21 protein-coding genes and 1 pseudogene are annotated in these 24429 nt (G+C 37.4%); 6 read left to right on the top strand and 16 right to left on the bottom strand.

The window, feature by feature from the left end; translation table 11 throughout:
• Nucleotides 1-117: 117 nt before the first annotated feature.
• The 8 genes and pseudogenes from F985_RS06695 to lpxO all read right to left on the bottom strand — a co-directional run bounded on the left by F985_RS06695 (nt 118) and on the right by lpxO (nt 7377).
• Nucleotides 118-729: an alpha-ketoglutarate-dependent dioxygenase AlkB family protein gene (locus F985_RS06695; RefSeq protein ID WP_004699106.1), complete on the bottom strand. Its 612-nt coding sequence runs from the start codon at nt 727-729 to the stop codon at nt 118-120.
• A gap of 169 nt (nt 730-898) precedes the next feature.
• Nucleotides 899-1486 (bottom strand): CDP-diacylglycerol--glycerol-3-phosphate 3-phosphatidyltransferase, encoded by a 588-nt coding sequence (gene pgsA / locus F985_RS06700; RefSeq protein ID WP_004699108.1) that lies wholly within the window; start codon nt 1484-1486, stop codon nt 899-901.
• 118 nt (nt 1487-1604) lie between these two features.
• Nucleotides 1605-2399 (bottom strand): thioesterase family protein, encoded by a 795-nt coding sequence (locus F985_RS06705; protein ID WP_004699111.1) that lies wholly within the window; start codon nt 2397-2399, stop codon nt 1605-1607.
• A 120-nt stretch (nt 2400-2519) separates the two neighbouring features.
• A complete protein-coding gene (gene uvrC / locus F985_RS06710; RefSeq protein ID WP_031944417.1) occupies nt 2520-4319 on the bottom strand; it encodes an excinuclease ABC subunit UvrC in 1800 nt (599 codons plus the stop codon).
• Nucleotides 4320-4451: 132 nt separating this feature from the next.
• On the bottom strand, nt 4452-4982 hold the full coding sequence (locus tag F985_RS06715; protein WP_004699114.1) for a CHAP domain-containing protein: 531 nt from the start codon (nt 4980-4982) through the stop codon (nt 4452-4454).
• A 226-nt stretch (nt 4983-5208) separates the two neighbouring features.
• On the bottom strand, nt 5209-6252 hold the full coding sequence (locus F985_RS06720) for a lysozyme inhibitor LprI family protein (RefSeq protein WP_004699117.1): 1044 nt from the start codon (nt 6250-6252) through the stop codon (nt 5209-5211).
• A pseudogene (locus tag F985_RS25980) lies at nt 6249-6375 on the bottom strand (hypothetical protein). The gene F985_RS06720 and the pseudogene F985_RS25980 overlap by 4 nt, the downstream one beginning before the upstream one ends.
• A gap of 87 nt (nt 6376-6462) precedes the next feature.
• Nucleotides 6463-7377, bottom strand: a complete 915-nt coding sequence (lpxO, locus tag F985_RS06725) for a lipid A hydroxylase LpxO (protein ID WP_004699120.1) — start codon at nt 7375-7377, stop codon at nt 6463-6465.
• Between the two features lie 573 nt (nt 7378-7950).
• On the opposite strand from lpxO, the gene fadB reads away from it, so the two are divergent.
• Entirely contained in the window at nt 7951-10104 is a 2154-nt protein-coding gene (gene fadB, locus F985_RS06730; RefSeq protein ID WP_004699123.1) for a fatty acid oxidation complex subunit alpha FadB, read from the top strand.
• 12 nt (nt 10105-10116) lie between these two features.
• Entirely contained in the window at nt 10117-11289 is a 1173-nt protein-coding gene (gene fadA / locus F985_RS06735; protein WP_004699126.1) for an acetyl-CoA C-acyltransferase FadA, read from the top strand.
• A gap of 47 nt (nt 11290-11336) precedes the next feature.
• Here the strand turns inward: fadA and F985_RS06740 are convergent, their stop codons facing one another.
• The 5 genes from F985_RS06740 to F985_RS06760 all read right to left on the bottom strand — a co-directional run bounded on the left by F985_RS06740 (nt 11337) and on the right by F985_RS06760 (nt 17187).
• The gene (locus tag F985_RS06740) at nt 11337-11771 is read right to left on the bottom strand and encodes a hypothetical protein (protein WP_004699127.1); all 435 of its coding nucleotides are present in this window, start codon (nt 11769-11771) and stop codon (nt 11337-11339) included.
• Between the two features lie 44 nt (nt 11772-11815).
• Nucleotides 11816-13150 (bottom strand): ISNCY family transposase, encoded by a 1335-nt coding sequence (locus tag F985_RS06745; protein WP_004699130.1) that lies wholly within the window; start codon nt 13148-13150, stop codon nt 11816-11818.
• An 86-nt stretch (nt 13151-13236) separates the two neighbouring features.
• On the bottom strand, nt 13237-15693 hold the full coding sequence (locus tag F985_RS06750; RefSeq protein ID WP_004699131.1) for an HD domain-containing protein: 2457 nt from the start codon (nt 15691-15693) through the stop codon (nt 13237-13239).
• Between the two features lie 115 nt (nt 15694-15808).
• Nucleotides 15809-16300: a hypothetical protein gene (locus tag F985_RS06755; RefSeq protein ID WP_004699134.1), complete on the bottom strand. Its 492-nt coding sequence runs from the start codon at nt 16298-16300 to the stop codon at nt 15809-15811.
• A 239-nt stretch (nt 16301-16539) separates the two neighbouring features.
• Nucleotides 16540-17187: an RBBP9/YdeN family alpha/beta hydrolase gene (locus F985_RS06760; protein ID WP_081401240.1), complete on the bottom strand. Its 648-nt coding sequence runs from the start codon at nt 17185-17187 to the stop codon at nt 16540-16542.
• 71 nt (nt 17188-17258) lie between these two features.
• Here F985_RS06760 and F985_RS06765 point away from each other — a divergent pair, with 71 nt between their 5' ends.
• Complete coding sequence (locus F985_RS06765) at nt 17259-17624, top strand: MerR family transcriptional regulator (RefSeq protein WP_004699137.1); 366 nt, start codon at nt 17259-17261, stop codon at nt 17622-17624.
• 21 nt (nt 17625-17645) lie between these two features.
• Here the strand turns inward: F985_RS06765 and F985_RS06770 are convergent, their stop codons facing one another.
• On the bottom strand, nt 17646-18404 hold the full coding sequence (locus F985_RS06770) for a hypothetical protein (protein ID WP_004699140.1): 759 nt from the start codon (nt 18402-18404) through the stop codon (nt 17646-17648).
• A 177-nt stretch (nt 18405-18581) separates the two neighbouring features.
• On the opposite strand from F985_RS06770, the gene F985_RS06775 reads away from it, so the two are divergent.
• The 3 genes from F985_RS06775 (at nt 18582) to F985_RS06785 (ending at nt 21808) form a co-directional block, all read left to right on the top strand.
• Nucleotides 18582-19292 (top strand): DsbA family oxidoreductase, encoded by a 711-nt coding sequence (locus F985_RS06775; protein WP_004699142.1) that lies wholly within the window; start codon nt 18582-18584, stop codon nt 19290-19292.
• A gap of 351 nt (nt 19293-19643) precedes the next feature.
• Nucleotides 19644-20783: a hypothetical protein gene (locus F985_RS06780; protein WP_004699144.1), complete on the top strand. Its 1140-nt coding sequence runs from the start codon at nt 19644-19646 to the stop codon at nt 20781-20783.
• Between the two features lie 122 nt (nt 20784-20905).
• Entirely contained in the window at nt 20906-21808 is a 903-nt protein-coding gene (locus tag F985_RS06785) for a hypothetical protein (protein ID WP_004699146.1), read from the top strand.
• An 84-nt stretch (nt 21809-21892) separates the two neighbouring features.
• On the opposite strand, the gene htpG is transcribed toward F985_RS06785, so the two are convergent.
• Together htpG and F985_RS06795 are read right to left on the bottom strand one after the other, a co-directional pair.
• Entirely contained in the window at nt 21893-23812 is a 1920-nt protein-coding gene (gene htpG, locus F985_RS06790) for a molecular chaperone HtpG (protein WP_004699147.1), read from the bottom strand.
• 102 nt (nt 23813-23914) lie between these two features.
• Nucleotides 23915-24268 carry a lysozyme inhibitor LprI family protein gene (locus tag F985_RS06795; protein ID WP_004699150.1) on the bottom strand — a complete coding sequence of 118 codons (354 nt, stop codon included), beginning with the start codon at nt 24266-24268 and terminating at the stop codon, nt 23915-23917.
• Nucleotides 24269-24429 lie beyond the last annotated feature (161 nt).

Genomic DNA, 24429 nt, shown 5'->3' on the forward strand with positions numbered 1-24429 from the left:
TAGCACCTATTGATGATTCTTTTCATCAGCAGCTCATCAATAGAAGGCTCTCCCTCAGAGGAATAAGCTCATGCAGCCATCATGGGCTTTTTTTCTTGCCTAATTTTTAGCAAAAACTTATGAAAATTTGAACTGACGGAATGTCAGATTAATACGTGGTTGTAAAATTTTTGTCGAACGATTTAAATGATGTTGCCAATATTGTTGAGTTTCACCGCGCATCACAATAAGTTGCCCCGGCTGTAACCACATTTCAACTTTTTCTTTAGTGTGAATATGTCTAAAAGAGAACTTTCTGGTCGCTCCAAAACTTAAAGAAGCAATGGTGGTTGTTCTAGCTAAAGAAACATCTGAGTCGCTATGCCAAGCCATACCTTGCGTTCCATCTTCATAAAGATTGGCTAAGCAAGAATTAAATTTTTCTGAAAGAATTTGTTCTACCTGCTGTTTCAGCTTAGCAAGCGCTTTGTCCCACGGCAAAGAATCCCGAAAAACACCAGAATACTTATATCTATAATGCTCGTCACCATACCAAGCAACTTTGCGGGGAGTAATGAAGTGCTTGCCGTATAACTTCGCTTCATCATGTCGCCATGCCAGATGTTGATACAAATACTCAAAATATTTCTCGGCCTCTTCAGCACCTAAAATACATCCATAGTCCTGAACTTCACCATCATAAGGTAATAAATTTTCACAAGGTTCTGGAGAAAATAAATCTAGAGTCATGCAATCTCCCCTTGCTGCTTAGCTATCTCTCAAGCTAACAATGCCAGTTTAGTGCCGTTTTGCCAATGGTATTTACTCATCATACCAATTACGTGAGTTACGCTATTTTTGCGCTTTGCAATAAAAAAAGCCTTTCTCAAGGAAAGGCTTTTTAGAATCTTATTTGGTTTTATGGTTGCTTTAGATATGGCCACGCGGCTTTTAAATAAATAAACATTGACCACAAAGTAAGAATGACTGCTGTATATAACAAAGCATAAGCCAACATTTCTAAAGGCTGCCAGTTGAGTAAGAACACACTAATCGCAATCATTTGAAATGCAGTTTTATATTTACCTACAGTTGACACTGCTACACTGGTTCGCGCACCCAGTTCTGCCATCCACTCACGTAGAGCAGAAACAGTAATTTCCCGTGAAATAATAACAATTGCTGCAAAAGCCATCGCAATGGTAGGTTTCCACTGTACTAAAACAATAAGTGCAGCTGCTACCATGAGTTTGTCTGCAACTGGGTCTAGAAATCGGCCAAATGCTGAAGTCTGGTTTAAAGATCGTGCCAAATAGCCATCAAACCAGTCGGTTATAGCAGCCAGCACAAAGATCGCAGTCAAGATAATATGACGAGTCATACTTCCTACGTGCTCACCAATACCTATTGCAGGCGGCCAATATGCAATCACCAAAAATACTGGAATAAGCGCGATACGCGCCAAAGTTAGGATATTTGGGATATTCAGGATTCGCCCTGTGGTCATAAACACCGCCAATTTAGTCTTCACGCATCTTTTAACAGACAAAGACACATACTTCAATATTGTATCTATCTGTAACAGTCACTTTATACGAAATATGTGAATCGAGAAAGTAGATTGCTTAGGTAAATACCGTAACAGTTTGCCTCAAAATTGCAATTAAATGATCACTTTGATTCCAAAGATATGCATATTCTGTTGAGTAACCTTCACTTGCATATTCTGTGGCGACTTTATATTTAAACCAGTCACACAATTGATGCTGGACTGGGTTCACATACGTAATGTGCCACGTTAAAGAACTTGCAGGTGCAACTTGCTTAAACATTGGCAATACACCCGGCGGCCAAATATCCATGAGAACAATCAAATCAGGCAATGTAAGTTGACGATTTTCATGTTGCTCTGGTGAGAACCTTGACCAACCACCAAAGTCTGGATGCTCACTTGCTGTCACCGGATAATTACCCTCAGCCCAACACACTTCAAAGTGCTGAAAGCATTCAGGCATATGCTGACCAAAAGGAATGACAGATAAATTTTCAGGTTGTACATACGTAGGAGCAACGGGTTCTTGTTTGACCTCAATACTCGATGCGCGAGATGCCCCAAAACTTGCAACCAAAATGGTTTGCACTGCATCATCTTGCCATAAACGTGCCTCAAGCGTAGTGACTGACTTCCCCTCTCTTAAAACTTCAATAGTCAATCGGGCAGAGCCTTGCTGTACAGGCCCCACAAAAGTAACACTACAACTTAATAATCTTTTATTTGAATCTTGAATATGGGAGCATGCTTTTTGCATTAATAGCCCAGCAACAAGGCCCCCAAAAACCGTACGGCCCTGTAACCATCCTGCAGGTATATCAATCCATTCATTTTGTTTTACATCTTCAAATAGTTGTAATAATGACATGCATATCCCTAAGTCATGTGCGTGATTAGAAAGTATCTTTCATTATTTTGACCATCATGTGAATGGTCATTCAGCTATTAATTTACGAGCGCTTTTGTCACTCAAATTTTAAATACGTGGCTACTCATGCAAAATTTTATAAATTGTTCTTGCCATCACTTCACCTAAGCCCGGCACGACTGTCAGTTCTTTTTCCGATGCTTTTAACACGCCTTGAATCCCACCAAAATGTGTTAATAAATCTCGACGGCGTTTAGGTCCTAAGCCCGGAATTGCTTCTAAAACTGAGGTGCTACGGCGTTTATCACGTTTAGCGCGATGTTTGGTAATCGCAAAACGGTGAGCTTCATCACGGACCTGTTGAATCAAATGTAGGGCTTTATGATCTTCAGGTAACTGAATCTTTGTGCCATCAGTAAAATGAAGCGTTTCAAGTCCCGGTTTACGCCCCTCACCCTTTGAGACACCAATCATGAAAGCTTCAAGTCCAAGTTCTTGCATAACTTCCATTGCCATATGAAGCTGGCCTTTACCACCATCAATTAAAAGCAAATCAGGCAGCATCGCCTTTTTATAGCGACGCGTTAAAGCTTGTCGCATCGCAGCATAATCATCGCCCGCAGTAATATCTTGAATGGCAAATTGTCGGTAGTCACGTTTACGCGCACCGCCTTGGTCAAACACCACGCATGATGCGATCGGTGCTTCGCCCATGGTATGACTAATATCGAAACATTCGATACGATCAATTGGACGGCCAACCACCTGCTCAAGCTGGTGGAAACGCTCATTGAGTTCTAAGTGGTTACTCAACTGCCCTTTAATCGCATGTTGAACATTCATTTCGGCAAGCTCTAACCATTCAGCACGTGTTTCTCGTACACTGCTCTTAATCTGGACTTTCTTTCCAAACTGCTGTGCTAAGGCTTCTTCCAACTCTTTACGGTCAGGTAAGGCAGTATTTACAATCAGTTCACTTGGTACTTCATCGGCAACCTGAAAATAAAAGTTTGCCATAAAGTCACTTAGCATTTGTCCGAGGTCATCACCCAACATATCAGGGAAATAACTTTTACCGCCTAGCATACGTCCATTACGCACATGCATAATCTGTACACATGTCACACCAGCCTGATAAGCAATTGCCAAAATGTCAGCTTCACCTTTCACTTTGAAAACAGCTTGTTGCGCTTGTACTTCACGAAGCAAAGACAATCGGTCTCGATAAAAAACGGCTTTTTCAAATTCAAGATCTGCCGCAGCCTGCTCCATTTTCGCAATCAGTTCTTGGTTTAATTCTTTGGTGTCACCTTGTAAGAACCGAATACTGTTATTCACATCTTCTTTGTAATCTTCTGGTGAAACCAAGCCTACACATGGGGCCGAACAGCGTTTGATTTGATATTGTAAACATGGACGTTTGCGCTGTGAGAAGTAACTGTTTTCACACTGGCGCACATTAAAAAGTTTTTGTAAAACCAGCAAGGTATCTCGCGCACTATAAGCGCTTGGATACGGGCCAAAGAACTTCCCAATTTGATGTTTACCCTTGCCACGACCACTGGCAATTCGCGGATACGGCTTATCTGCGGAAACAAAAATATAGACATATGATTTGTCGTCTCGCAGCATGATGTTATAAGGCGGACGATGTTGTTTAATTAGGTTTTGTTCTAAAAGCAGCGCTTCTGTTTCTGAACGCGTGACAAGCGTTTCAATATCATAAATTCTGGCAACTAAAGCCTGAGTTTTTGGATGCTCAATGGTTTTGACAAAATAACTCGATACCCGATTTTTTAGGTTTTTTGCTTTGCCCACATATAACAACTCACCATCTTTCCCTAGCATTTTATAAACGCCTGGAAGCTGGGTCATATGAGCTAAAATTTTTTCAATATGAGGACGAGCGTTTTGATTCACTATTGGCATGCATGGCTTAATACTGAATACCTAATGTGATGTTTTCATCCTTACTTTTCAAGTGCTTTACTGTGCCAGAACCTAAATTTGACAAGCGATGACGAAGTAGACCGACAAAGTGTGTCGTAGGTCTTAAGAATCGAGACGATAGTAACTATATTTCACGTCTTTTTCTTTATACACCGCATAGGTTTTTTGACGAAAATCTGAGAACCAGCCATTGCCCGTATAGCCAGCAATATGCCCGTAGGTATGGCCACTGGTACGTTCAATAATATAAATATCGCCTTCTTGAGGACGGTTGAATGCCGGTTTGATTTTCTTATAGCCATTCTTTTCTAGAGTATGTCCCCAGTCAGATGCAGCCACTGGATGCTTTGAAACGTCTGCACCAGCCGCTTGTAAAGCAATACGGATATTCTTGGCACATTTTTCTTTACTGTGTTTTGCTGACATGCTTTCAAGTTTGCTTGAGAACTTATGCAGATCGATATTTTGGTCTTCTACCTTATGTCTTTTAGAAGCCGATCGGCTATGCTTTTTAGTCTCAGCAGAAGCTTTGTTTAACATCGCTTTCGTTTTTAAGTCACCCTGAGAACTTTCTTCTTTTCTCAATTTAATATGGTGAACATGTGCATGAGCTACGTGATGAGCATGAGCCATTTTGAAACCTACTTCCGCTAACCAGTCTTCGAAAAAACGGAGCAATTGTAGAATCAAAATTATGCGTTGGCTTTTAATAGTTGTAACAAATTCCTAGCATTGTGAAATTGGTCACAAAAAAAATTATCGAATTTATTCTATAGAAAATCCCTTTCGAGCTTACTATAGATTGGTCAATCCCATCTATTTCAACACGATTGACCAAGCACTTATAGAGGGTTTCAGATTAGTTTAAATTATTTAAATAAATCGTACGCTCTGCAGTTTTTTGAATAAAGCACTGGGTATATTGCATCTCTTGATTTTGCTTACGCATATCAGCAGTCCAATAATCGGATTGCTTCTGGTAAGTTTCTAAGTCCTTTTCAGGAATTTCTTCCACACTTTTTTGTGCCAGTACTTTACATTCAACATCACGTTTTTTAAACCAATCTGATTGATCTTGTTTAAATTGAGTTTTTTTATCGGCACCCAATTTATCCCAAGTCAGATTTAAGCGTTCCACTTGCTTCGCTTTGTCGCTATCCAATTCTTTTTTACGAACATCCATGGCTTCTTGAGCCAAAGCAGTCTGCTCTTCATTATTTTGTTCAGACATTTGTCGATTTTCTTCAATATTCTCGTCAATCAACTCATTTTCTTTAACATAAGCCGCATATTGCACAGCTTTAGTGGCAACAAAAACCAATCCTTCAATCACAGTGTTTTGACTTGGCAAATCAAATACCAAGCCCTCTTTATCTGTTTTTGTGATGTTATAGAGAAATTCACCTTTCAATTGGTCATTTTCAAGAGTCAAAGATGATTCATTATCCGAAAAATAGTCATTAAGCGTTTGCGATTCTTCATTAGAGTGACGCAGTTCTTCAACATATGCTTTTTCCGCACGTTTTTGTAAACCTTTAGGAAATGAAACAACTAACTGGCTTTCACAGCTGAGTTGTGTATTTTTTTGACTTTCATCTTCTAACGGTAAAGTGCGAATATTTTTAATTTCAAACTTCAAACCTTGATTAATTTTATTAAGAATATCAGCATCAACCTGATATTGACTTTGTCTTAAGCTACGTTCGATTTGCTTCAAATATTCTTTTTTCAAAGAGGTTTGAATCTGATTTAAATTGTCAGGATGCGTACAGCTCCAATCCGAAATTGCCTCAACTTTTTCTGTTTTTGATTTTGGCTCTGGCTTAGATTTACCACATCCAGTTAATATTACTGCTGCACTGAATGTAGTTATTACTAAAGCTTGTTTCATCACCGTATTCATTTATATTCCACGCAAATTTTTAAAATTTATCAAGTACAAGAAAGGTATATATTTACCAGTCGCATTATCATCCCAATAATTAATATAAAATTCACCTAAAATTTTAAATAAAATACTCCCCACGCTAATAATCATCGTTTTAAATGCATAAAAATAAATCTAAATGATTTAAATAATCACAATAAAAAAACGCCCTTTCGGGCGTTTTAATTAAAATACATATGGTCGTACAAAAATCAGGAAGAAAATCCCAAGCATGAGGAACCATTTTAAAAAGTAATATAACTTACGGTTTTTCGCTTTTAACGCTTTAGCTTTAATACGAATTTGGTACACATAACCAAAAGCTTTATTTAAACCACCCGTTTGGTCACCTGTTTCATTCGGTGAGCTTGCCGCAGTCATCACATTACGACCAAACCAATGATTAAAACGTTCCATCCATTTCACTTTCATTGGACGCTCAACGTCTGCAAAGAAAATAATACGGTTTTGATCAGTCTTATTTTCAGCATAGTGAATATACGTTTCATCAAACACAACGCTTTGACCGTCACGCCAAGAGTATCTTTCACCATCTACATCAATAAAACAACGGTCATCATTTGGTGTAATTAAACCCAAGTGATAACGAAGTGAGCCTGCGTACGGGTCACGGTGTCTAACCAAACGGCTGTCAGGAGCAAGTTCGGTAAACATTGCCGCTTTAATGGTTGGTAATGTTTTGAGTAAAGCAGTCGTTTTTGGGCAAAGCTCAGCAGCCGAAGGATGGCTTGACTCATACCATTTCAGGTAAAAACGTTTCCATCCTGTTTTAAAGAACGAGTTGAAACCTAAGTCATTGTAGGTACTTGATGCTTTAATCCCACCTTGGTCATATAAAGCTTTCGCTTCGTCTCGAATCATTTCCCAATTTTCATCTAACACTTTTAAATCTTTGAAGTGTTGAGTATCGATATAAGGCTGATTCGGTACCTTTGAAAAGATGTACATTAAAAAGTTAATCGGTGCGAGCAAGGTTGAATGGTCAAAAAATTGACGATAAAACGAGTGACGCACTTTGCCGCGATGTTGGATATACAATGCAGATATTACAAAAATCGCTAATACGATCCACTTAATCATATTGCTACTCTTTCAAAAGTTTAGGGCAACCTTACCTTATTTTTCAAAGGTAATCGCAGCCGGAAGATTATTAATTGGCGCAAATTTTAACAAAATTGACTTATAAAAAGCGAATGTCAAAAAATTAAGTTAAATAGTAGGCAGCCCTATTGTAATAAAAATTTAAAATATACTATATTTTTCCATAACATCCAGAAGGTTAAAATTCATCACAATTGTTACTGTTATTTATAGACGATTCTACGAACAATTGACATTTTTGACAGAAAATTAACTTTTAAAAATTACTCATTTTTATATAAAAATTTCATAATCCTAATGCCTTATAAACAAAAATTTAAATTAAAACAAATATCTTTGATTAGAACCTATCTTTATGATTTCTTTTATGCATTTAATAAAGATGAATTGAATAATAAATAAGATGACCCTTGCGTCACGGCTTGATACAACTTGTCAGGTTTTTTTTAGATATAGTTATCGTAAGATTAGCGAAGCATAAATGTGTACCGAAGTTGTGCACACGCTTCATAACATCAACTTAGAAGTCCTCCAAAACTAAGGAGATCAGGCATGATCCACGCTGGCAATGCCATTACCGTCCAAATGCTTTCGGACGGAATTGCAGAATTCCGCTTTGACTTACAAGGTGAGTCGGTCAATAAATTTAACCGCGCAACAATTGAAGATTTCCAAGCAGCGATTGCTGCTGTAAAAGCCAATAACGATATTAAAGGCTTAGTTGTAACTTCGGGTAAATCTACATTTATTGTTGGTGCAGATATTACTGAATTTGGCGAAAACTTCGCCCAAGGCGAAAAAGCAATTGTTGACTGGCTTATGCCTGTTCACGAGATCTTCAATAGCTTTGAAGATTTAGACCTTCCAAAAGTTGCTGCTATTAATGGCATGGCTTTAGGTGGCGGTTTTGAAATGTGCTTAGTGTGTGACTATCGTGTGATGTCAGAAGCTGCACAAGTGGGCTTACCTGAAATCAAACTCGGTATTTATCCTGGTTTCGGTGGTAGCGTTCGTTTAAGCCGTGTTATCGGTATCGACAACGCAGTTGAATGGATGGCAATGGCTGTTCCTAAAAAACCGGCTGCTGCACTTAAAGATGGTGCTGTAGATGCGGTTGTCGCTGCGGACAAATTACTTGAAGCTGCAACTGATTTGGTTAAACAAGCAATTTCTGGTCGTTTAAACTGGAAAGCAAAACGCCAAGAAAAACTTGATGCTGTAAAATTGAATCCGCTTGAACAAATGATGGCGTTCAACACAGCAAAAGGTGCAGTACTTGCTAAAGCAAACCCTGCTCAATACCCTGCTCCAAAATTATTACTTGATTCATTACAAGCAGGTGCAAGCCTTGCACGTGATGAAGCGTTAAAAGTTGAAGCTGAAGGCTTTGCGAAAGCAGCGATTACTCCACAAGCTGGTGCATTGATTGGCTTATTCCTCAATGACCAAGTTGTTAAGAAAACTGCTAAAAAACATGAAAAAGGTGCTCATCCTGTAAACCAAGCAGCTGTACTTGGCGCTGGTATTATGGGTGGTGGTATTGCTTACCAAGCTGCAAGCAAAGGCACACCAATTATCATGAAAGATATTGGTAACCCACAACTTGCATTAGGTATGTCAGAAGCGAACAGCTTGTTAACTAAACAAGTTGAACGTAAGAAAATGAAACCTGCGCAAATGGGTGAAACTCTTGCACGTATCCGCCCTACTTTAAGCTACGACGAGTTTAAAGAAGTTGATATCGTGATCGAAGCAGTTACAGAAAATCCAAAAGTTAAAGAAATGGTACTTGCGGATACTGAAAAGAATGTTCGTGAAAATACGATCATTGCTTCTAATACATCTACGATTTCAATCACACGTTTAGCGAAAGCATTACAACGTCCTGAAAACTTCGTTGGTATGCACTTCTTCAACCCAGTTCACATGATGCCGCTTGTAGAAGTTATTCGTGGTGAGAAAACTTCTGAAGAAGCGATTGCAACGACTGTAGTGCTTGCTCAAAAAATGGGTAAAACACCAATCGTTGTAAACGACTGCCCAGGGTTCTTGGTTAACCGTGTATTGTTCCCTTACTTTGGTGCGTTTGACCTTCTTGTAAAAGACGGTGCAGACTTCCAACAAGTTGACAATGTAATGTCTAAGTTTGGCTGGCCAATGGGTCCTGCTTATCTCATCGACGTTGTTGGTATCGACACAGGTGTACATGGTGCAGAAGTCATGGCAGAAGGTTTCCCAGACCGTATGAAGCCAGACTACAAAGGTTCAATTCAAGCAATGTACGAAGCTAAACGTCTTGGTCAAAAGAATGACGTTGGTTTCTACAAATACGTACTCGACAAGAAAGGCAAGAAAGCAAAAACTGTTGATCCAACAGCATATGAAATCATTGCTCCTTTCGTGACTGGTGAAAAACGTGAGTTTGATAACCAAGAAATCATTGACCGTATGATGCTTGCTTTCTGTAACGAAACAGTTCGTTGCTTAGAAGACAACATCGTTGCAACTGCCGCTGAAGCAGATATGGCAATGATTATGGGTGTAGGTTTCCCTCCATTCCGTGGTGGTCCATGCCGTTACATCGACCAAACAGGTGTTGCTGAATACGTTGCGCTTTGCGATAAATATGCACACTTAGGTAAGGCTTATGAAGCGCCGCAAATGTTGCGCGACATGGCTGCTAACAACAAAAAATTCTACGGTTAAGGAGCGACGTGAATGGCTACTTTAAATCCACGTGACGTTGTGATTGTTGATGGCGTTCGTTCTGCCATGGGCAAATCTAAAAACGGTATGTTCCGTAATGTACGTGCCGACAGTTTATCTGCTGAACTTGTACGTGCGCTCGTTGCCCGTAACCAGTTTGATGTAAACGAAGTTGAAGACCTGATCTGGGGCTGTGTAAACCAGACTCTAGAACAAGGTATGAACATTGGCCGTAACATCGGTTTATTGGCTGACTTGCCTAAAACTGTTGCTGGTCAAACAGTGAACCGTCTTTGTGGTTCGTCTATGCAGGCAATCCATACAGCGGCAGCACAAATTGCGACTAACCAAGGTGATATTTTCATTATTGGTGGTGTAGAGCATATGGGCCACGTAGGTATGATGCACGGCATCGACCTTAACCCAGAAGCATCTAAACACTATGCGAAAGCATCTAACATGATGGGCTTAACTGCTGAAATGTTAGGTCGCATGAACGGCATTACTCGTGAAGAGCAAGACGCTTTTGGTGTTGAATCTCACCGCCGTGCTTGGGCTGCAACTCAAGAAGGTCGTTTCAAAAATGAAATCGTTGGTGTTGAAGGCCACGATGCAAATGGCTTTAAAATCCTTTGCGACATCGACGAAGTTATTCGTCCAGATGCAAACCTTGAAGCGTTCAAAGCATTAAAACCTGTATTTGATCCTAAAGGTGGTTCAGTAACTGCAGCAACATCTTCTGCTCTTTCTGACGGTGCTTCTGCAATGTTGCTTATGTCTGCTGAACGTGCTCAAGCATTAGGTTTAAAACCACGTGCTGTCATTCGCTCTATGGCAGTTGCAGGCTGTGATGCAGCAATCATGGGTTACGGTCCAGTTCCAGCAACTCAAAAAGCGCTTAAACGTGCTGGTTTAACGATGGCTGATATTCAGACTATCGAGTTAAACGAAGCATTTGCTGCTCAAGGCTTATCAGTAATGAAAGGCTTAGGCGTTTATGATAAGCAAGACATCATTAACTTAAATGGTGGTGCGATTGCTTTGGGTCACCCACTAGGCTGTTCTGGTGCGCGTATCACCACTACGTTGTTAAACGTAATGGAACAACAAGATACTCAAATCGGTCTTGCAACTATGTGTATCGGCCTTGGTCAAGGTATTGCAACAGTGATCGAACGTGTTTAATTAACACCAAGATAAAAAAATCCCCGCTCAATGCGGGGATTTTTGTCCTAGTCGGAAATTTTAATATTAGATATTTTAGAAATTTCCAACTTAATATACGATACAAAGTTATTATATATATCAACAGTTATATTATTTTTTAGAGATAGAGGAAGCAAAGTTTTATATTCATCAAATGGTATAATATGTATTTCCTGAACTGTATAGTAAATTGGAAGAATTATTTTATTCTCTGCGGAAAATTCATTAAAAACATCAGGAAACAGTGTATCCGAAACTAAAATTGGGAAATCTGTATCTTCATAGCTATCATCAGCTCTTCTTTGCTCAGATCTAAAAATAATTTTAGATTCTAAAAAAAACTTTAAAGACTTTTCTATACTTTCAACCTGATAAATATTAATCCTATCATTCTCTGTACTAATGATATTTTTACTAAAAATTAAACTTATATCGCCTCTCCTAGCTAAATTGTTATTCACCAATTAAAATGTCTATGCGATAAACCATTTAAAATGTCCTGTTTTTAACCACAAGAGTCAAGCACAGGATTTAACTTTCTTTGTTCAATAACAGCTTTCTGAGCTTTACGACTCGGCATACTTTTCTTGAGACGGGAACGTTTATTCTGTTTTTCCAACTCTTCATGCTGTTGCTGAATATGTGCCAGAACTGTACCTAACCGTTTATTCTCAACGATCTCATTCTGCTGTAGCCCAGCTAATTTATTGAAAATGCTGTAGTTGAGCTTTCGTCCCTCGTACATGAGGGCCACAGTGCCATCTGGGTACTCCAGAAATGAAATATATTGCCCAACAAGCTTATGATTCAGCTCTGTCGGTTCAAGCAGATAAATACATTTGTCATAGGTCAGGGTCAGATTCTTGGTGACCTTACGCGGTTCCTGCCAGGTAAAAATATCATCCAGTTCAAGATGAGATTCGGTTAATGGCCGATGTAAATTCTTTGAGTTTCGCGCACACTTGGCAAACTTCTGATTGAAATGCTCAATAAAGCAGGGCAGCCAGGCATTTGCCTCGGCAATTGAACAGATACCTTCTAGGCGCATTTCCTTGATCAGGCGATCCTGGAGTGTTCTATTGGCACGTTCCACACGGCCTTTGGCCTGGGGTGAGTTGGCGAAGATAATATCAATATTTAACTCATTCAGAATCCGCCCAAATTGCGTGATCTGGCTGTCCTGGCTCGATTTCTGGTTCACTCGGAAGACCGAATGTTTATCGCTATAAAAGGCCAGAGGCTTACCGTATTGTTCAATGTAGGCTCGGGTTGAAAGCATATAGTCGAAGGTCGTTTCCGCCTCACAGAAGCGCAGATGCAACAGCTTTCCAGTGGCATCATCGATATAAACCAGCAAGCAGCACTTAGCAGCGCGTCCTTCGAACCAGTCATGATATGAGCCATCAATCTGGATTAGCTCACCGAAGCAATCCCGGTTATAACGTGGCTGATATGGACGTTTAAGGCGCTTGGATCGTGGAATCCAGAGGTCATTTGCAGTCATCCAGCGCCGAAGCGTTTCTACCGGGATATTCAGGTCAAACATGCTGCTGAGCTTCTCATGGGCCAAGGTAGGTCCAAATCCCAGCAGATGTTCAGAAATAATGGAAAGACATTTTGATTTTAATAAATCATCATGGCGACGATGGCCAGGTTGACCACGACTGGCATGCGCCATACCTGAAACACCATCTTGATTGAGCTTCTGTAATAACCGGGTAATTTGACGGGTTGAAAGATTAAGGATTTCAGCAGCACGGACTTGTGTAATACGATGATCTCGAACGTCTTGCAGAACAGCAAGACGTTGAATTTCTTTGTCAGACATAGTGATCAGCATCTATATTTCATATCCAGTCCATGATGTTTAAGCCATCATAAACTAGACATTTTTATTGGTGAGAATATAGACACTTTAAATGGGTTCTAACATAAATATTGCAAACCTTCTACTTTATGACAAATGAATAAGTCCATAGATTTAATAAAATTATCAATAATTTTAAGATCATCAATTAACATTATAATATCTGGATTAAAAACTTGAGGAATAGCATCATAATTAGCATAATATACTTTGGTTAAGTATATAATATTATATTTTTTAATATCCTTAAGACTCAAATAGCCTTTATTGGTATTAAATTCAATATTTTCAATACAATCAATATTATCTTGAATATATAATTTAACTAAATTATAAAACTCATCAAATATATTTTCGAACCCATTCTTCTTATGTAAAATATCATCAATAATTTCATGCATAATTTTATTATTAAAAAGTTCTACAAAACTTTTTAACCAATAATCTCTACTAACATTTAGACAATCACTTGCATCAAATCCATAAAAGTCTATACTAATATCATAAAAACTTCTAAATGGAAAATTAAAGCCCCACCCCTTATTCTCAGCCTTCTGCCCTTTGAAATAAAATTTTGATATTTCTCCTCCCGCAAATTCTTTTTTATTAATCATGAATTTCAAGTTTAATCGCTTATTCCAGTATACATAATTAAAATTTCTATATGATTGATTAAATTGAAATTTATCTTTAATTAATATTTCTTTTAATTGTCTCTCTAATCTTTCATCAAATATCAAAGGTAAATTTAAACTATCATTAAATATTTCTTTAATTTTTTTTATTATTTCTATATAAACTAAATCTCTTTTTAAAATTTCGTTATTTTCAATAAAACCATTCTTTTTTAAATAATTTTCTTGAACAAAGAAACTTTTTTCTAATTTTTCAATATTTAATGGCACTTCTAAATAAGTACCAATCCTAGCGCCTTGAGAACTCAATTTACTTATAAAACAATATCCATTATGACTATCAAGTGGAGAGTTCATTTCTACAAAAAAACTCTCATTTGTTATAAAACTTTTTGTTTTAATAAAAAATTTACTTGTTAAGAGGAATGTACTTTGTAAACCTATTCCAAAATAACTTGATGGTTTTATCCATAATGGCATTTCTAAAATTATTCTCTTTCTATTAATATTTTTACTTGAACCAGCGATTCTTTGCACAAATTTTAAATCATCTAAACTAAAGCCAATTCCGTTATCTTTAATAGATAAATAGTATCCATCTTCTCTTTCTAAAAATTTTATTTCTATGGGATATTCATTTAATATTGTTTTAAAACTCTGATCATCTGGTGTTAGGTCAGCTAGTATAGATTGATGTTCAAGCCAGATTCTTATTTGTGTTGCATCAATAGAGTTTTGGATAAGCTCTCTTAAAATACTTGAAATATCTGTATATAAATTAGCTCCTTGTAGTATTTTAATAGCATTCTTTTCTTCTAATGCAAATTTCATAGGTTTATGATCTAACAACTCCTTATTTCCATTGATTTTTACCTCTAGTTGCTCAATTGTAGGTAAAGAACCAAATTTTAAGTTAGGTACAATTAAGTTCCATTGTGACATTTGGTTTTGAAACTCTTCACGTATCCAACCAAACCAGTTTTGAGTTTCAACATAAGACATTTCATCAGAACATTCTGCTACAAGCTTCACCGTCCGTTTATCAAGCTGGAACTCACGCAATGACAAATGTTTATTATGATGATGTTTACTGACTGAAGGCATATTGCTGACATGTTTTGCCATAACAGGACAAAAACGGTTGTCATCTAAATCAAATAAGTCACCTAAACGAAGTAAACATCCTATAAATCTCGGATGACAATCCTCTGTACCCAAACCTGTCTGTTTATAAGGTAACGTTTCTATCAAAGTATCAAAATTCATACCATGAGAGACACAAATTTGTCCTAAATAACGATAAATCCGATTAGGTAAAAGTTCGGTTCTAGGTGAACTTATTCCTAGATCTTTAAATGGATCTTCAACAATTTTACCTACGCGCTTGTCATGCCCACGTCTAAACCACTCAGCAACTAATTGACGGTATTGTTCGATTCCATCAAAAGGATGATCTGCAGTACCAATTGCCGATAACCAATTATTTTCGACATAAGCTTGGCAAAATTTTTGTAAATCATGTCCTTTTTCATTTGCTATTGTTTGAATCATGAAATTGAAATCAGGATTTATATGGACTTCTTTTGCATTTTTTGCATCTACTAGCATTCCTACATCATGCCAATATGCAGCTTCAAGAATTAGCCATGCATCTGTGGCACTTAACAAATCGACATCATCACCAAGAATACGTTCGATATTCACTAATATTTGTTGTGAGTGTGATGCATTATGATTACTAAAGTGCGGGTAAAAACCGCCAATATTTTCTAATGCCTTTCCTACTAACTTTTGATCGAACTCCCACTGAGCATATAAAATTGCAACGTTAGCATCTGCTTCGCATTTATTTTTGAGGTGCTGAATTAATCTTGTACTCATATCTTTATTTTTAAATAAGTATAGTTACACCCATAATACCGCATCTTTTATTTTTCGATCAAAATAACAGACTCTTTTTAAATAAAAATCCCCGCTCAATGCGGGGATTTTTATTTTAACGGCCTTTTAAACCGTCTTGAATTTGCTGCTGTAAATTTATGAGGTCATTAAGGTTAACTTTCATCGTACCATCACGATAAGCACCAACATTACTTCGGTTAATATTCAAAGGTCTTAACATTTCAAAAATGCCGTTGGTTGGATCAGAAGACTGAATCCCACCCGCTACTGCCAAAATATATTCTCGTAAAAATGGAGAAAGTTGTGAGAGATCAGGCTGCGCCATAACGGGCTGATAATCTATGGTCGTCATCCCTTCAGGGACTAAAGCATTCTGTATATCGTTATGTATTTTATATTCATAGTGTTGTAGTGCTTGGCGTACCTTCTTATCTTCTTGAAACGGCACAAAGCCCACCTCATCACGTAGCTCAGATTCAGCCATAACGTGAATAGTGGGTAAAGTCGTTACTTCTTCTGCCTGAACAGTTGGTAAACCCATAAAAGCAAATGCAGCGATTAAAGCTGATTGTTTTAGAAAGTTCATAACTAGCTCCAAAAAAATCAGTCATCCTATTTCAATCAAAAGATGAAGATTCAAATAAAGGTCTCTATAAATAGGCTACAACAAACTGCTTTTTGATTCAGTAAGGCTCAGATAAACGGTAAATATAATTAAAATTTTTAATGTAATAGTAAGAGACTTTCTTAATAAAAAGCTGAATAGAAAAACCACCCTATAAATGAGTTATAACCATTTATAGGGTGAGATTTATCTTATAGATTTTATTTCTTCTCTAACATTTCTTTTAAAGAGTCGACCAATTGAGGAAATGTCGTATAACCTTCCCGACCTAAAAAGTGCCCGCCATTAGGAACAGTAATGTACGGCGCATCAATATCCTTAGCTAATTGAACTGTCAGTTTTGGTGGAACTAAATCATCATTATCAGATAAATACACCAGCTTTTTCTTTATGTCCTTAAAGTAATTGGTGTCGACTTTGCTTTTTGCTATATAAGCATCGAGTGGAGAAATGTCTGAAAGTGGCCTAGAGAACCCAGATACTAAAATCATTCCTCCAATATGTTGATAATCATGTCTTTGCAAAAAATGCAGCAAAGTAATTACACCCAAACTATGTGCCACAAAATAGGTATTTTCATTAACGTGAGGAATCTGTTCATCTAGTATCTTCTGCCAAGCATCTACATCGGGATGCTCAGAATCTGGAAATGGTATTAGGGTCACAGCCGTATGTTCATCTTCTATTTGATGTTTTAGGTCCAAAAACCAGTGATCATTTATAGAAGCTGAATAACCATGAAGTACAAATATTTGACGCATGTTCTTCTCCTGAAGTTCCAGTGTTTTGGCATTTGCAACAAATGACATCAATCCGAATAACACCAATAAAATGAGTTTTCTGATCATTGAACAAGTACCATTTTGAAAGATAAAAGCATGCTAAACTATGACACCACTGTTAAGGTCAAGTCTATTTTATGAACCTAGCTAAAGTCGCCGAACTTACAAAAGTTAGTCCGCGTATGCTGCGTTATTATGAAAGTTTAGGGCTAATACAACCGCATCGCGCAAGTAATAACTATCGCAGTTATACGCAAAAAGACATTGAAAATATTAAGAAAATTAAAATATTAAATGATGCTGGTATGACGCTAAAAGATATCCAAGTATTATTACCGTGTTTTGATTTAGATGAAAGGGTATTTACGCTCTGCCCTATTGTTCAAGAAAAGCTACAAACAGAACTGATGCATGTATCTGAGCAGTTAAACAAACTACAAACTTCTCAAAGTTTATTACAATCTTTCTTGGTAAAAGGCAAAGCTGAGAGCACCAATACATAGTAGTTGATGCTCATGCTGTCATTATTCTTCTAGCTCATTTTCTAAAGCAGCCACGTTCTTTTTCTTAATACTTTCAATTTTTGCATTAAGCTTTAAGACATGCTGGTAAAGCTCGTTAAATTTTTTAACTTGGGCATTTTCATGAAAAAGAATCATATGATCTTTCTTTTGCCACGAATAATTTTTTAGAAGTTTAAACATTTCCTCTGCGTCATCTAAAATTTGTAGCTCAATCACAAAAATTGCATGATCCTGATCAGCCTTTTGCTGAGTTCCCAATTTCATTTCAAGAAGTTGTCTCGTATCTGCATCAACAGATAATTCCTGAATTTTAGCGAGAAAAGTCTTATGAATTGATTCATATTCAGATTGATATTTATCTGAAGCTTTTCGAACATCCGCCAACATCTTTTCTGTTTCGGCATATTTTTGCTTTTTATCAATATCCAAACGGTCAACATTTAAAAAAGTGTCCCATTTTGCAGCTTTTAGTTCTCTTAAATATTCATTGCGCGCATTTACGTTTTGAACCCAATAATTTAAAAGAAACTCGGAGACTTGCTTGTAGTGTCCTGCAAGGCGTTTATCATGAATATCGAGTTGTACAGGTTTGGACCAATCTTGAGCCTGTTCATAAAGTTCACTCATTTTTTCACTCATCACCACATCGAACATTTCGCTACTGTCTTTAGCTTGTTGCTGTTTAATATGTTGATAGGAAAAAAAGACAATAGCTGCAATGACGACCAGACCTGCTATCGCAATCAAAATTCGGCGCATACGCACCTCCTATTTCCATTCTTATAGTTTTGCTCTTTATAGTTATAAAATAGAGCTCTTAGTTCTTTATATGTCATTTATTTCACAATACGCAACACTCTATTCGCTATTCAATGCTTTAAATCCTGATACATCACCCCTATTATGATGGGTAATTAAAATTTATGAGATTCTCCCATGCGTGTTGATGTCTGGTCTGATGTAGTTTGTCCTTTCTGTTACATCGGCAAAAAACGCCTTGAACATGTCGCGGCTGAAGCTGGTATTGAACTTGATATTCATTGGCATAGTTTCGAACTAGATCCAAATGCGCCAGCAACACATGACACTTCAAATACTGAGCGTTTAGCGAAAAAATATGGCCGTACCTATGAAGAGATGGAAGAAATGGAGCGCAACATTGCGGCCATGGCTGCCTCTGAAGGTATCGACTTCCAATGGCAAAAAGCCAACTCGGGCAATAGCTTTAACGCTCATCGCATTATTCACCTCGCCCAAAGTAAAGGCTTAGGTAACCAAGCAAAAGAAGCCTTTTTCCATGCTTATATGACTGAAGGTTTAGCGATTGGTGAACGTGAAGTAGTAGAAGAAATTGCTTCTCGTATTGGCCTTGATAATGCCGAAGTTGAATTCGTATTAGATACAAATGAATTGGCTGATTTCGTTCGTCATGACGAAAAAATTGCGCACGAGCAACTCAACGTAACTGGCGTACCATTCTTTGTATTTGATCAAAGAATTGCGCTTGCAGGTGCACAGCCTCGTGAAGTGTTTTTACAAGTGTTAGAACAAGCACAGCTCAAGTCAAATACTCAAGAAATCGAGCAAGATGATGCGGCTGTTTGTAATGATGAAACATGTGATATTCCACAAAATAAACAGTTTTAACTGTAAAATGTGAACAAATCGTATGTTTTATCACCGTTTTAGCAATAGAGCGTTCTAAAAAAAGAACTATTCAATTGTTTAAAAAGCGTTTATGATTGCCACTTAGAATATTCGCGCTGTAATGTTCTGTTTTTTATGTGTTTAATGATCGGAATTTGAAGTTTCCCTGATCTAAAATCCCCCTAGTTTGGGGGATTTTTTTTGCTTAAAAATTCTCGCTACTAGCTTAAACTTTTTCATTTAGTTCAAATATGTAAAAAAAGTTAAATTTACTTAACTTTTGTGTCGTCCTCTTGATTTTATTAGAAAAATCAACAAAAGTGACAATAACAACAAAACATAAAGATAGATATGAAAACATTTCACGTTATTACGTATCGGCAGCTTTTTGCACTTGTAACATTAGGATTTGGTTCAGTATGCATGGCTCATGCAGAAATAAATTCTTCGTCAACTCAGCAAGTAGAGAGTTTGCCATCTGGAGCTCAAACTCAAGAAAATAAAGATGAAAATCTTTTAGATCAGATCCCAAGGTGGATTGATGCAACTCCAACGATTTTTCCTGAGCAGTCCAATCACCCTATTGTTCCACCCATGGAACAAACTGAAGACCAGACTTGGTTTGATCGCAAGCAAAAGAAAATCCGCAATTGGGCCGATCATACATCTGAAAAAATTGACAACTGGTTTGGTGAAGTCGACCCTCAAAAACCAGCAACAGCAACGATCCGTGTCATGGTTGATAACTATTGGAATGAGTACGATAACTTTGAAATCAAGCCCAGAATTCGCGGTAAGATCAAGCTTCCTACACTAGAGAAACGTTTGAGCGTGGTATTTGGTGATGACTCATTAGATAATGAATTTAATAACAGTCCGGCCAATATCAATCAGAATCCAAATCAAGATTCAAACAAGAAAATTGATGCTAAACGCACACGAGATGACAATAGTTCAATCGCGTTACGATGGTCAAATTTCTCTAAAAAACTGCCGTTTGAAACAGATGCCGACTTGGGTATACGCTCTGGAGACGATGTGTATGTCCGTTTAAAAGCATCAAGAGATTGGCAATTACGTAATGATTTTAAATTTTATGCAGAAGAAATTTATCGATATGGTATTCATAGCGAAAATTATTTACGTACTAACCTAGAACTCACCCATGCTCGTCCAAATCAGCCAATATTATCCAATCAGTTCAGCTTAACGTATGCCGATGATCAAGACGATGATTTAACATGGGAGAACCGACTTTTCCGTGAACATAGTTTCTTTGCAAACAACCGTTTTAACTACGGTATTTATACCGGCGGTTATTACAACAGTAACGATTTACGTTTAAATAGTTGGGGACCATTTGTCTCATGGCGCCAACCTCTTTTACGTGAATGGTTCTTTGTACAAGGCGATGTCAATTACTTTAATGACCATCGTGAAGATCGTAATCATTTCGTGAGTACTTTCTTGCGTTTAGAAGCGCTGTTCTAATTGCTACGGACGACCTTGGAGGTTGCCTCCAAGGTGGTGAAAAATAAAATACTTTTAAATAAAAATTTAAGCTTTTTCCCTTACAATACTGAGCTAACTTTTGATTCCTGATTTTCAGAAAAATGAATCAATTCTCTTCTTTTTCATTTAAATATAAATCTAAAGCCTTACTTTGTATTTATAGTTTAGGTATGCTGGTTTTAATTCCCCATACGCAACTTTTCTCTAATTCTTTCAAGCATCCACGCTCTACAAGACGATCTCTACATTCTTCTACACTATTTATCAAAACTCCAAGATTCTCAGCATTTTCTGACCACTTACCCTGTGAAGCAGAAACAAATAATGATTCAGATGCCGCACTGATTCAGGACTTAATGGCCGTATTTGGAAATGATACGTTATGGAATCGTGTAAGCCAGTATAAAGATTCTTATAAAACCTTGGGTAAGAAAAAGAAGAAAGCTTCAACCCCTCGTATTTCGGTTAGTAATCCACTTACCGCAAGCTGGGATACGATTTCAACATGGATACCTTTTGAAAATAATCTTGATTTAGGCTCAAACTCAGACAGTGATGTTTACGTCCAATTTCTTGCCAAGAAAAAATGGAATTTAAGACATAATATGAGCTTAGATACAGAGCAACTGTTCCGCTATGGCTCAACCAGCAGGAACTACACTGAAACAACACTGAACTTGACGCAAAAAATGCAGGACAATACACTTTTTGCTAGTAAATTTAATATTAATAAAAGTGAAAATGAAGACTATAGTTGGGGTAATTGGACTTTTCAGCAATACGAGTTTGTAAAAGATAATCGTCTCACTTACGGCGTTTATAGTGGGGGCGTATATGCTAAAAATGACATTCGAGTAAATAGCTGGGGGCCTTATATTTCATGGCGCCAACCTATATGGCGAGATTGGATTTTTATGCAAAATGATCTTAACTTTTTTAACCATATTGATGATGACCCTAAGCATCAATTGAGTATGCAAATGAATCTAGAAGCTAGTTTTTAGCCAAAAATCATTAAGTTGTGGATAACTCTTTCTTTATCCACAAAAAAAGCCCCTGACAGTTCAGAGGCTTTTTTTATATCAAAATTATTTCAACAACAAGCTATTAATACGCTTCACATAAGCTGCTGGGTCTTCTGGTAAACCACCTTCAGCAATCACAGCCTGATCAAAAATCACGTTCGCCAAATCATCAAATTGTTCCGAGCCTTCAAGTTTTTTCACCAAAGGATGCTCAGGGTTAATTTCTAAAATTGGCTTGATTTCAGGAACAGCTTGACCTGCTTGTTTCAGCATACGAATAAGTTGCGGTGATAATTCACCTTCACTTGTTACTAAACACGCTGGAGAGTCGACCAAACGGGTTGTTACACGTACTTCTTTAGTTTTGGCTTTCAATGAGTCACTTAGCTTTTCAACCACAGGCTTAAATTGTTCAGCCGCTTGCTCAAGTGCCTTTTTCTCTTCTGCATCTTGCAAGTCACCTAAATCAACCGCGCCTTTAGAAACATTCTTCAATGGAGTACCGTCAAACTCTTGAACAAAATTCATTGCCCATTCGTCAACACGCTCTGCCATTAACAATACTTCGATGCCTTTTTTCTTAAACAACTCAAGCTGTGGTGAGTTTTTAGCAGCAGCTAAGCTGTCAGCAGTCACATAATAAATAGCTTTTTGGTCTTCTTTCATGCGAGCTTTATAGTCTGCAAAAGAAGTTACGACTTCATCATTTGTTGAAGTTGCATAACGTAATAATTTTAAAATACGTTCGCGATTACCAAAGTCTTCACCCAAACCTTCTTTAAGTACTGAGCCAAACTCAGTGTAGAACGCTTTGAACTTTTCTTGGTCTTTTTCATCTTCTGATTTAGCCAAACCATCAAGTACAGTCAATATACGGCGTGCGTTACCTTCACGAATTGTTTTGACATCGCGGCTTTCTTGCAACAACTCACGGCTCACATTAAGCGGTAAATCTGCACTATCCACCACACCTTGTACAAAGCGTAAATAGTTTGGAATTAAGTTATCTGCATCATCCATAATGAAGACACGTTTCACATATAGCTTAATTCCCGCTTTTGCTTCACGTGTAAAAATGTCATGAGGAGCTTTGCTTGGAATATAAAGTAATTGGGTATATTCAGTGCTACCCTCAACTCGGTTATGCGCCCAAGCAAGTGGTGCATCAAAGTCATGCGTTAAGTTTTTATAAAACTCAACATATTGCTCATCTGTCACTTCACTTTTGTTACGAGTCCATAAAGCACTTGCAGAGTTAATCGCTTCCCACTCGTCAGTTTTGACCATTTGGCCACCTTTAGGTTCTTCACCTTCAGCGACTTCCTCTTCTTGCCAAACTTCTTTTTGCATTTCAATTGGCAAGCTAATGTGGTCAGAATATTTGTTAACGATCTGCTTAACTTTATAAGATTCTAAATAATCAAGCGCGTCATCACGCAAATGAAGAATAATGTCAGTACCACGTGAAGCTTTATCAATTTGCTGAACTTCAAACTCGCCAGTACCACCACTAATCCAGCGCACCCCTTCAGATGCATCTAGACCCGCACGACGTGATTCAACCGTAATTTTGTCTGCAACAATAAAACCTGAATAGAAACCAACACCAAACTGACCAATCAACTGAGCATCTGCTTTCTGGTCACCCGTCAATTTTGACATGAAGTCTTTAGTCCCAGATTTTGCAATGGTACCCAAGTTATCAATTGCTTCTTGTTGGCTTAAACCAATACCGTTATCAGAGATCGTTAAGGTTTTATCTTCTTTATTTAAGCTGATTCGTACATGTAAGTCTGGATCATTTTCATAATATTCAGGATGATTGATTCCTTCAAAACGTAACTTATCACATGCATCAGATGCATTAGAGATCAGCTCACGCAAGAAAATTTCAGGGTTAGAATAGAGAGAATGCGTCACTAAATGTAAAAGCTGTGCTACTTCTGCTTGGAAACTATAATTTTGTGATGCTTGTTCACTCATAAATCACTCCTTAAATTTTGAAGTCTGTTTGTTCTCGAATGCTTTATGAATGGAGTATTTCTAGAATTTTTCAATCCTGAATATTAAAAAATTTTACTTTAATTAAAATGGGCCATGGCTTAACACTCTATCTTGCAGGATAGAATCCAACTGTTGTTGTCTCTGCTGATAAGCTTTGGAAATACAACTAACGTTGGCAGCGCAGGCATTTCTTTTTTTCAACCATTGTTGTTGAGTATCTTTTTGATTATCTCTGCCTCCCATCGGTAACGCATGTAAAACAATTTGATAGGTCGTTGCCATTTTCACATCTGCATCATTTAAAGAACGATTTTTACAAATACTCAGTTCTGTCTTAGTTTTTGCAGCATTACACGAAAAACTAGCAGCCTGTACATTATGGGCAAAAGCCATACCACTAAAAAGTGCTAGAGCTATGGCAAATTTTCTATTCATGAGATTATTCCTTTAAAGATATACAAAAAATAGTTTAAAAATAAAAGGTGAAATAATATGTAGAAAACTGTCTGTTTTATGCTTTTTTAGTGATATTAAAAATAAAAAACCTCACATAAAATCTATGTGAGGTGCCTGAGTCTAGGTTTGTTATTATATTC

The sequence above is a fragment of the Acinetobacter seifertii genome (assembly GCF_000368065.1).
Taxonomy (GTDB): Bacteria; Pseudomonadota; Gammaproteobacteria; order Pseudomonadales; family Moraxellaceae; genus Acinetobacter; species Acinetobacter seifertii.

Excerpts from the sequence above, each read along its gene's own strand:
- fadB (WP_004699123.1), top strand. The coding sequence starts at position 7,951 with ATGATCCACGCTGGCAATGCCATTACCGTCCAAATGCTTTCGGACGGA.
- F985_RS06695 (WP_004699106.1), bottom strand. The coding sequence starts at position 729 with ATGACTCTAGATTTATTTTCTCCAGAACCTTGTGAAAATTTATTACCT.
- F985_RS06745 (WP_004699130.1), bottom strand. The coding sequence starts at position 13,150 with ATGCTGATCACTATGTCTGACAAAGAAATTCAACGTCTTGCTGTTCTG.
- F985_RS06750 (WP_004699131.1), bottom strand. The coding sequence starts at position 15,693 with ATGAGTACAAGATTAATTCAGCACCTCAAAAATAAATGCGAAGCAGAT.
- F985_RS06795 (WP_004699150.1), bottom strand. The coding sequence starts at position 24,268 with ATGAATAGAAAATTTGCCATAGCTCTAGCACTTTTTAGTGGTATGGCT.
- F985_RS06770 (WP_004699140.1), bottom strand. The coding sequence starts at position 18,404 with ATGCGCCGAATTTTGATTGCGATAGCAGGTCTGGTCGTCATTGCAGCT.
- F985_RS06765 (WP_004699137.1), top strand. The coding sequence starts at position 17,259 with ATGAACCTAGCTAAAGTCGCCGAACTTACAAAAGTTAGTCCGCGTATG.
- F985_RS06785 (WP_004699146.1), top strand. The coding sequence starts at position 20,906 with ATGAATCAATTCTCTTCTTTTTCATTTAAATATAAATCTAAAGCCTTA.
- F985_RS06755 (WP_004699134.1), bottom strand. The coding sequence starts at position 16,300 with ATGAACTTTCTAAAACAATCAGCTTTAATCGCTGCATTTGCTTTTATG.
- F985_RS06780 (WP_004699144.1), top strand. The coding sequence starts at position 19,644 with ATGAAAACATTTCACGTTATTACGTATCGGCAGCTTTTTGCACTTGTA.
- F985_RS06720 (WP_004699117.1), bottom strand. The coding sequence starts at position 6,252 with ATGAATACGGTGATGAAACAAGCTTTAGTAATAACTACATTCAGTGCA.
- fadA (WP_004699126.1), top strand. The coding sequence starts at position 10,117 with ATGGCTACTTTAAATCCACGTGACGTTGTGATTGTTGATGGCGTTCGT.
- F985_RS06705 (WP_004699111.1), bottom strand. The coding sequence starts at position 2,399 with ATGTCATTATTACAACTATTTGAAGATGTAAAACAAAATGAATGGATT.
- F985_RS06715 (WP_004699114.1), bottom strand. The coding sequence starts at position 4,982 with ATGGCTCATGCTCATCACGTAGCTCATGCACATGTTCACCATATTAAA.
- htpG (WP_004699147.1), bottom strand. The coding sequence starts at position 23,812 with ATGAGTGAACAAGCATCACAAAATTATAGTTTCCAAGCAGAAGTAGCA.
- F985_RS06775 (WP_004699142.1), top strand. The coding sequence starts at position 18,582 with ATGCGTGTTGATGTCTGGTCTGATGTAGTTTGTCCTTTCTGTTACATC.
- pgsA (WP_004699108.1), bottom strand. The coding sequence starts at position 1,486 with ATGACCACAGGGCGAATCCTGAATATCCCAAATATCCTAACTTTGGCG.
- F985_RS06760 (WP_081401240.1), bottom strand. The coding sequence starts at position 17,187 with ATGATCAGAAAACTCATTTTATTGGTGTTATTCGGATTGATGTCATTT.
- lpxO (WP_004699120.1), bottom strand. The coding sequence starts at position 7,377 with ATGATTAAGTGGATCGTATTAGCGATTTTTGTAATATCTGCATTGTAT.